The 10006-nt window shown below is 46.2% G+C and carries 4 protein-coding genes and 3 pseudogenes; all 7 read right to left on the bottom strand.

The genetic code is table 11. The features are described 5' to 3' along the window. A partial coding sequence (locus tag IX315_RS01475) for a sulfatase/phosphatase domain-containing protein (RefSeq protein ID WP_342356938.1) occupies positions 1-231 on the bottom strand: 231 nt, incomplete at its 3' end. 236 nt (positions 232-467) lie between these two features. Then, entirely contained in the window at positions 468-2918 is a 2451-nt protein-coding gene (locus IX315_RS01470; RefSeq protein ID WP_211837109.1) for a GumC family protein, read from the bottom strand. A gap of 5 nt (positions 2919-2923) precedes the next feature. Continuing rightward, on the bottom strand, positions 2924-3718 hold the full coding sequence (locus IX315_RS01465; protein ID WP_026215490.1) for a polysaccharide biosynthesis/export family protein: 795 nt from the start codon (positions 3716-3718) through the stop codon (positions 2924-2926). A 132-nt stretch (positions 3719-3850) separates the two neighbouring features. Continuing rightward, positions 3851-7666, bottom strand: a complete 3816-nt coding sequence (locus IX315_RS01460) for a DEAD/DEAH box helicase (protein WP_244973048.1) — start codon at positions 7664-7666, stop codon at positions 3851-3853. A gap of 736 nt (positions 7667-8402) precedes the next feature. Next, a pseudogene (locus IX315_RS09850) lies at positions 8403-9419 on the bottom strand (DegT/DnrJ/EryC1/StrS family aminotransferase); the annotation flags it as partial. Positions 9420-9482: 63 nt separating this feature from the next. Further along, positions 9483-9827, bottom strand: a pseudogene (locus IX315_RS09845) (endonuclease domain-containing protein); the annotation flags it as partial. Between the two features lie 33 nt (positions 9828-9860). Next, positions 9861-10004 (bottom strand): annotated as a pseudogene (locus IX315_RS09840) (pyridoxal phosphate-dependent aminotransferase); the annotation flags it as partial. Between the last annotated feature and the right edge of the window lie 2 nt (positions 10005-10006).

Raw genomic sequence — 10006 nt, 5'->3', positions numbered from 1 at the left:
TTGCTTAGCATTGAGACGGATAAGCTTCCAATCTCCCACGCAGATAGCTTGGCACCCACCTAGCTCATAAAACTCCCAATATAGGTAGCTGTGCTGCTTCTGCATCGCTTCCTCACCTAGCAACGTAGGCAGCATGGAGATCCCATCGATATTGGCAGGAGTCTTTACGCCCGCAATTTCAGCGAATGTGGGCAAGAAGTCCCAAAATGCGAATGTTGCACGAAGTGCCATTCTCGCCGATTTGCAATCAAATCGGCTTATACGTTGCGCGGTGGTGAAATACAAGGCACTGAGACTGAGACTGAAGCTGACGGGAGCGTACTCTCGTATGTGACCGAAGCCAAATGTCGAAAGTAACGCAGTAGTTCGTCACCGTGCAACAGTCTCTTACGGTCTTATAACAAACAACTTCTCTCCCCTATAGCTCTTGGCATGGGGAGAGAAGTCTTTGAAGTTGACCAACAAGTTTATTTCTTATTCTTCTTTTTCTTATCGTGCTCTCGCCCATAGCCATAGCCATAGCCGTAACCATAGCCATAACCATAGCCATAGCTCTTAACGAGCAAGGAGTCTTTGATATAAACATCATTGAGCACAATACTTACATTCTTCAGCTTCTTATTGTGGCTGAGATAATTAATGTAGTCAAAGTCTCTCTTCTCTGTCTTTCCGGAGCGCACTACATAGATTGTATGATCTACCACTCTACTCAGAACCAAACTATCTACTACTGGACCTACAGGTGCAGTATCTACGATAATATAGTCGAAGTTCTGGCGGAAGATATTAAAGAGTTCATCTAGTCTTGGTCGCGCCAAAAGCTCTGGAGGACTAGGTGGGATGGTACCCGCGTTAATAATAGACAGATTAGGGAATCCCTTCGGATATTGCAGATAATCCAACGGATTAAGAGAACTATCATTAAGCAAATCGGACATCCCAACAGTCGAACTATTCCCAATGCCTAACGTACGTTTTAGCTGTGGGTTACGGATATCCAAACCGACAAGCAACACCTTCTGATCCAGTGCAGCAAGAGAAATAGCAAGGTTACTGATAACAAAAGTCTTACCTTCTCCACTCACTGTAGAGGTACCCATGACTACCAATGGACGTTTATTCTGCGTTAGGAAGCTTAGGTTGGTACGAATGGCACGGAATACCTCAGTCATTTGGCTATTACCATTAACCTTCACAACCAGCTCTGGACGTTTTGGATCAGGAGCCTCTTCTTGACTTCTTGGCACTGTACCAGCAATAGGCAAAGTGGTGAGCGCACGAATATCATCCTCTACGACGATCTTATTTCTCAAGAGTTTCCATAGGAATACACCCGCAGTAGGCAGGATAAGACCTAGTAGCAATCCAGCGAGATAAATGATAGGTTTCTTGGGGGACGAAGGCACATTAGCCGCGAGAGGGGTATCAATAATACGAGCACTCTCAAGTGATGCGGCCAACTTTATCGAAGTCTCCTCTCTACGTGTCAATAACATCAAATAGAGATTAGAGCGAATTGAGCGCTGACGCTCAATATCTGTACTGATACGTTCGAAAGTAGGCGCCTCAGCAATCTTAGAGGTATAACGTTTCTCTAGGTTCTTCAATCCATGAAGCTGTATCTCCAAACCTTGCTTTGCCACACTCGCTGCCTCCAAGATATTAGCCCTAGCCACATCGATATTATTAGAGAGCGCTACCACCCTTGGATGCTCTGCATTGGCAGCCTCCATAAGACTATTACGCTCAAATACCATTTGGTTGTACAGCTCTACAGCTGTATTCAAGGTACCATCAGCAAAGCCTAAGTTCCCTGGGATAATCTCATACTTACCCTGTTTCTTCTCAAGGTCACCAATCAAGAAACTCACCAACTTGAGTTGGGTCTCAGCCTCAGACCTCTGCACATCCATTGTTGCAGTCCCTTGCACGACAATACCTAGGTCTTGATAACTGGTTATACCTTGCGACTTCTTGACCGACTCTAGCTGAGCTTCAGTCTCACTAAGTTCATCACCAATAAGTTTGATACGCTCATTGATGAAGTTATAAGTCTTTTGTGCTGCAGCATCCTTATCAATGGCACGTTCGCGGTTATACACTTCCATCAGCTTAGACAAAAAGGCCTCGCCTTTCTCCCTATTCACCGACTGAATGGTAAGCACCGCTACCGAACTCTGCTTGTTGGCTCGCTCTGCTGTCAATCCGCCTTTCTCTGAGTAGTAGATGGCTTGTCTGAGCGGAGAGCTAAGGGTAACACTAAAACTACTTGGCATCTCTACACCTTCCTCCCTAGGGGTACGCTTAGTCATAGAGACAATCCCGTGTCCCAAGGCAAAAGTTGCTGGAAGAGAATCTATCACAATATCGTCGACGTCCTCTTGGTGTATTCTATAACGACCTTCTTCCAAAGGCTGAACCTCGAAATAGATAGGTCGTTCTATCTTACTAAGTCCTACAGGGTCCATAGAAATCATAAAGGGGAGGTTATCGTACCATACAATAGTCCGCAACCCTTTCTTGCTTGTCACCTCCACATACTCTGAACTCTCTTCGAGAGCCTTTTTCAAGATTTCACGAGAGCGCAATATCTCTAGCTCGTTGTCCACATTTACATTGGAAACCCCCATACCGAGTTCGGAAAAGTCGATACCCTCTATCTTAGGAGACTTATTGTCCTTCTCATCGACAAATAGGGTAGATGCCTTCACTTGATACTTCGGCTTTTGCACAGTAATATAAAGCCATGCGAAGCCCAAACAAAGAGTAACAACAATAAGGTATATCGGCCAAAACCTGAGATAATCCTTAAGTATCGCAGTAAGATCAATCTCCTCCTCATTGCTAAAAGAATCATTAGCACGAGGTGCACCCTCTAATCCGGGCGCATCATTTTGTGTATTATAGTTGCTGTTCATAAGTGTTATTTTCTCAGAACTGTAATCAATAAGTTCGTTACGGTCAATGCTATAGAAGCCACACTAATCCATATCGTAGTACCTGAACTAATCTTTGACGAAGCAGCGATGGCGTTATTAGGCATCACATAGATTACATCCCCTTGCTGCAGATAGTAGTAAGGAGAATCGACAATATTAGTATCTTTCAGATTAAGCTTGACCATCGTTACCGAACCATCACGATTCTCACGAACCAGTCGCACATCATCACGCACACCATATATCGTCAAGTCGCCAGCATTGGCCAAAGCCTCGAAGATGCTCACCTTACCATTCTGTGATACGAATGAACCAGGTCGTGCTACCTCTCCAAGCACAGAATACCGATAATTCTGAATTTGGATATTCACACTAGGTGTTTCGCTAAGATAACTCTCAAGGGACTTACGCACTGTCTGTTCCGCCTCTCTGAGCGTAAGCCCACCTAGGGTTGTACGCCCCATAATAGGCAAATCTACAGTACCATCATTATCTACGAGGAAGGTACGCATACCACTTTGCATTGAACTATACTGCTGCTGTGGACTCCAATAGAGACCATTAAATGCGGCTACGAGATCTGGCTTGGAAGCCTGGATATTCACCGTAAGAATATCCTTTGGCATAATCTTAGCATCCTGAAGCGCACGAGCTTCCGTCTGCATTTTACCCTCTGCATACTGTAAGTAAGCAATGTCCTTAGACGTAGCGCAACCCGTCACCATTAACACCAAAACGAGAGTAAAACTCCCCCACAACATCTTAGTCACCCGATCCATAACTGCATAATATTTATGTATATTCGGCACAAAGGTAATCATTTTATAAGAATATCAATGCACTTTGGCTCTATTACAGATAGGTGGAAGATAAAATTCACCCTAAATAGATAATACCAAGACATAACTCCATCACTTAAATAAGTTGGCAATATCTTCCCGAGAGAAAGTCTTATCGACCTGATCAATCTGTATAATCTCCTCAGAAATAGACCGTTTCTTATCCTGCAACTGAAGTATCTTCTCCTCTATGGTATCTTTACACACCATTCGGTAAGCATTGACGTGCTTCTCCTGACCGATACGATAAGAACGGTCAATGGCTTGACTCTCTACTGCCGGATTCCACCAAGGATCCACCAAGAACACATAGTCGGCAGCCGTAAGATTGAGTCCCATGCCTCCTGCTTTGAGCGAGATAAGGAAGACACGCACACTGTCATCATTCTGAAACTCGTTCACCACCTGCTGTCGGTCTACCGTAGCACCGTCCAAATAGACATACCGTATACCCTCTGCTTCTAAGCGCTTTTTTATAAGTGCCAGCATAGAAGTAAACTGAGAGAAAACCAACACTTTGTGCTCATCGACTACCTCTCTAAGGTTACGGGTAAGAAGATCTAGCTTAATGGACTGCTTGCCATAGTCCTCTTGCTCTGTGCCAATGAGTTCTGGTGAATTACAAATTTGTCTCAACTTCATAAGCGCTTGCAGCACCATCATCTGTGCTTCTCCTTCGCCCTTCTCTGTCATCTCATCGAGAAGCATTTGACGGTAATACTCCTTGAAAGTATCATACACCCGTCGCTGCTCCTCCTTCATCTCGCAGTAGAGGACAGACTCTGTCTTATCGGGAAGCTCAGTAGCGACCTGTTTCTTAGTACGGCGCAATAAGAAAGGCTGAGTCATATCCCTCAATAACTCCATGGACTTTTGGTCCCTCCGCTTGTCAATAGCATTGGCGAACTCCTCACGGAAGTGATCCATACTACCGAAGATACCTGGGTTGAGGAAATTCATTTGGGAGTAGAGATCAAAGGTATTATTCTCGATAGGCGTACCCGTGAGGGCAAGTTTATTCTCAGAGCGAAGCGCTCGTACCGCCTTATAGCGCTTTGAGAAAGGATTCTTGATTGCTTGGCTCTCGTCTAGTATCAGATATCCGAAGAGTGTCTCGGAGAGCTGCTCAATATCGTTCGCCACCACGCCATAGGTTGATAGGATGATATCATACTGAGAGAATAATCCTCGCATATCAGCTCGCTCCGCTCCACGGTAGACAAGGCGAGAAAGACCTGGGGCGAACTTCTCTAGCTCTTGTTGCCAATTGAATAGCAATGAAGTTGGAACCACTATCAGATGAGGCAATACCTTTTTCTTTTGTTCCTTGAGGTGTTGAAGGAGGGTAATCACTTGTAGTGTCTTACCCAAACCCATATCATCGGCGAGACAGCCTCCAAGCCCATTTTCATTAAGGAAGAGTAACCAATCAAATCCAGCCTGTTGATAATGCCTCAATTCTGCCTGAATACCCTTGGGGACAGGATGGGGCTCGATTTCGGAGAGATTTTGAAGGCGTCTCTTCCGTTCCATCATCTCCTCTATATACTTAGGACGCTGGGAAAGATCCTCATAGAGCTGGTCTATGATATTAAATTGGTAGTTAGAAATTTCCAACCTATCCTTCTTCACCGTACCCACTTGGAAATACTTAGCATACCGCTCTAGCCAATCCTCTGGCAGGATACCAATAGTCCCATCCGAGAGCATCACATATTTACTCTTATTGATAATACTCTTGCGCACCTCTCGGAGTGATACCACTTCCTTACCGAACTTGATCTCTACCTTCAGGTCGAACCAGTCGATACCACTAGAGGTAGAAATATTGAAGGTAGGAGTATGGAGGTTAAACTTGAAGTTCTTAAGTTGCTGCGTTCCAAATATCTGTATACCCTCCTGACGAAGCTTCTCCGAAGCCTCTATCAGCCAGTTATTCTCTATCAATTGCTCTCCTCGGAGCACGAAACTATCCTGAGCGTTCTCAAAGTCGGGGTGTAACCCTCGGAGCAGTTCCAAAAACTCCTCTTCCTTATCCCAGTCTCGATCAAGGAGCGTAAGCGTATCTGCATCGTAAAAAGGAGTCTTATCGTGCAGGGGTACCGATTGCTCACCATACTGCATTGCAGGAGTCAGCAATACGCCACCCTCATCTGTATCGTTGATAAAGAGCTGCCCTACCACATGCTCTTCATTGATTGGTCGCACCTTATGAAGCTCCGACCGCACCTCAAACCGTTGCCCAAGGGGCTTAATAACCTCTTCATAGAGCCTAGGGAGTGCCTCCATGGGATAGCGTATAGGCTCGATACGTTTGTTTTCAACACCCCAAAGGTAATAGAGCATCTGAAAATCTGCTGCCGACCGAAAGAGATAGAGTTGTTGGTACTCATACAGCACAAAGGCTCGATTGAACTTAATGGCGCTATCGCTCAGCTTTATTAGCTTATCTGCGAGACGAAGCGAGCCAGAGAGCTTAATCGTAGGGCGATCGCCTCTTTCCTCCGGATCCTCACGCTCTATACGAATCACCACCTCTGCCCGCGGACTCATCACCTCTGTAGGAGAAAGTGGCGCAAGAGCGTACTTCGCTCTCGTCTCCATAGGCAATTCCTCGGCAAGCAAATACAGTGAATTGCGCTGGAGGATAGGCATCACTTTAGCAAATGCCTCAATCTCTTCATCGCTGGGGTAAGCGACCAAATAACTATCTAAAAAGGAATTGGTGTACCCCAAATAGTCGCCTACATCCACTATTTCGTCATTGGTAAACGCCTCATGCTGGGTGATCAGCTTATCGGCGGAGAGCCTCATGACCGACTTAGACAGCGAGCCATTTTTATTCAATTTCCCTCTATGTGGTAGAGGATAACCCAAGGTTAAGCTATCTGAATAATAACTATTCCATTCACGTATGAGGAATATCAATTGGAATCGATTGGCTTTATTGCCTGCTGGCAATATCTTCTGTGGCTGTAGCATCTGGTCTGATAGCCCAAGTTGATAGAGGGTTTCACTTGGTTTATCGAGTACCGGCACATCAGGGATGAGGACCGTATACCCCTCCTCACTATCCGCCACCAGTTCGGCTCGTTCCCGCTTCCGTCCTTTAACATGTAGCTGATCAAGTTTGTCCCTTAAGAACTCTTGCTCTAGATAATCATAATCGAAAAATCGTGGTGTCACATGCTCCGCTATATGCTTCAGAAGTGCCCTTACCTGAGGGTAAAAGGCAATAGCACCCTGTTTGTGTGCTTCGACATCGTTCCCTCGGCATGAGAATTTTATAACACGGCTATAATCATTAACTTCCAATACTACCAGCATAGGAGAGGCGGTCTTGGAAGTAACTCTCGCCATCACATAACACCTATGAAGATTGATGGAACTGTACTCAATTACATACTCATGACCTCCCATCAGCTCTTCATCTGTGGCAAATAGTCGTCTCAGATTAGCATCCATCTGCATAGAAGCTGGTAGAGGTATACACTGCCGTATTCTATTGGCTATAGGGGCCTTCCAGCTCGTAGGGTGCACATAATGCTCACCATCAAATGAAGAAATAATAGAGAGTACTCGTAGCATAGCCACCTCAGCGGCGAGCTGGTTACTGCCCATGATGGTATCAAAATAGATCGTCCCTGACACAAGATCCACAATGGCTGTGGCATTATGAGCAGAGCCAGCATTGCCCCTACGAGAAGAAATGGTAAAACCAATCCTAAGCACACCCTCGCCATGCTTCCTCTTACTCAGCGCCTTATCACGGACAAGCATTGTAGGGACGACGTCCAAGCCGAAGCTCTCTGCTATCGAAGCATCATCATACATCCCACGCTCAAAGCAATCGAGCGCAATATCCATTAATCGTGTGGTTGACCCCATCTACTAATATTCAGTAGTTATCAAATCTCTTCAGCTCCTTCGCCTTTGATCGTTGCATAAGCATCCAGCATCTCCTTCTTAGTATTAGACATACCAATCTGTCCGCTTTCTTCGCTTATTACACAGCATATCTATACCCTCCCTATATAAATCAATAACATTCACTCTCCCCCAAAAGCAAAGCTACCAAGAATTCGAAACTTCTCCCGCATCAACTCACGTCTCCTTGCTACCGGAAGAGAATTGCCTAGCACAGTTTCTACAAACTAATCCCTAGTCGTACCCCTATTCCCTCGCCATAGGGACTTCAGTCTCTCCCGCGAGGGACTGGAGTTTATATGGGGAGAGACTGAAGTCTCTCGTGGGAGGGATTGAAACGGATAGCGCTGGGGGCTTTTAATGAGAATGTTGCACGAAGTGCCATTCTCGCCGATTTGCAAGCAAACCGGCTGAGACGTTGCACGGTGGTGAAATACAAGGCACTGAGACTGAGGCTAACGAGAGCGTACTCACGTACGTGACCGAAGCCGAATGTCAAAAGTAACGCAGTAGTTCGCCACCGTGCAACGGTCTCTTAATAGAATAGATCCCAAGCAACCCTCCTTCACACAGAAATAAAAGCTCCTCTGCCGAGAGCCAACCCCTTCCCTAAGGAAGAGCGTATGACTCTCGGCAGAGGAGCATCCACTATTACGTTCGTGTAAAATAACAACTCCCTCCTTCAGGGATTAGGAGCTTAGTTCCCTTTTATCACCTCTATAACCCTATCCAAATCCTCTGTGGTTAGTGCGGAGCCCGATGGCAGGCAGAGTCCTTGATCAAATAGCGACTCACAAACCGACCCATAAACTCCTCCTTTAGGGTGCTGGAGGGCTTTTTGATCTGCTGAATAAAACGGACAATCGGCGAATACTGGCTGCAGGTGCATGGGCTTCCATAGCGGACGACTCTCAATATTTTCGGCATCCAACTTCAGGCGTAATGCCTCACGGTCATACCCTGTCACTTCGCTGTCAATGGTTATACATGTGAGCCAGTAGTTGCTATCAAAGTCCTCTGAGGGAGCACTCATCACAGTAATACCAGGCACGCCCTTGAGTTGCTCCTGATAATAAACATGATGATGCCTTCGAGCATCTACATGCTCCTGTAGTACCTCCATTTGACCTCGCCCGATACCTGCACTGATATTAGAGAGCCTGTAATTATAACCCACGTGCTCATGCTGATAGTGTGGAGCATTCTCACGGGCTTGAGTGGCGAAGAACATCACGCGTTTTGCCTCTTCTTCCGAATGAGTGACCAGTGCTCCACCACCAGAAGTGGTGATTATCTTATTGCCATTAAATGATAGCGCCCCATACTTCCCAAGCGTACCGCACTTGCGCCCCTTATAAGCCGAACCGAGTGCCTCTGCAGCATCTTCTACAACAGGTATATCGTACTCAGCAGCCACGGCTAGGATTTCATCCATCTTGGCAGGCATGCCATAGAGGTGGACAGGGATAATGGCTTTAGGCACCTTCCCTGTTACCTTGATACGATCTTCTATCGCTCTACGAAGAGCGGTGGGACACATATTCCAAGTGCCCTCTTCACTATCCACAAAGACGGGCTTTGCCCCCTGGTACTTTATTGGGTTGGCGCTAGCCGAGAAGGTAAAGCTTTGGCATATCACCTCATCTCCAGCCCCTACCCCAAGCATCACCAGCGCCAAGTGTAGCGCCGCTGTACCAGCAGAAAGCGCAACGACAGATAAGCCCCCTACCAAGCCCCCTACCCCCCTAAAGGGGGCATCACCAGTTTCGGTCAGTATCGTATTTAATACGTGAGCGGGATTGGCAATAACTTCTTTGTTAGTGAAGCGGATGACTCTGTATCCTTGCTGCATAAGCCATTCTTCCCGTGTTTTATCACTCTCCTGCTGGGTCAAGTCTTCGTGGTACCCTCCATCTATCTCGATTATAAGCATTTTATCCAAGCAGACGAAGTCCACGATAAACCGACCAATTATATGCTGACGGCGAAACTTATAACCACCTAGTTGCTTACCAGACAATAGCTCCCACATGATGCTTTCAGCCTCTGTAGGGTTATTCCTATGATATATAGCCCTCCTTTTTAACTCATCATAATACGCAGGATCAGCCGACCCTAACACTCCCCCTTTAGGGGGTCGGGGGGCTGGGGCTGCTAAATACGCCTTGAGATCTGCCTCAAAGGCATTCACATTAGGTCCCAATGGCACCACCCAATTAGTATCAAACGCCTCCTTTATATACTTCTGCTCGTTACCGCCCATCTCAGCAAGCGAGAGCCATATTCTCTTCTTTTCCATCA

Origin of the sequence: Porphyromonas levii (genome assembly GCF_018206105.1) — a bacterium.
In the GTDB taxonomy this organism is placed as follows: domain Bacteria; phylum Bacteroidota; class Bacteroidia; order Bacteroidales; family Porphyromonadaceae; genus Porphyromonas_A; species Porphyromonas_A levii.
Note: the sequence above shows the minus strand (reverse complement) of the source record. Positions and strands in the feature narration are given on the sequence as shown.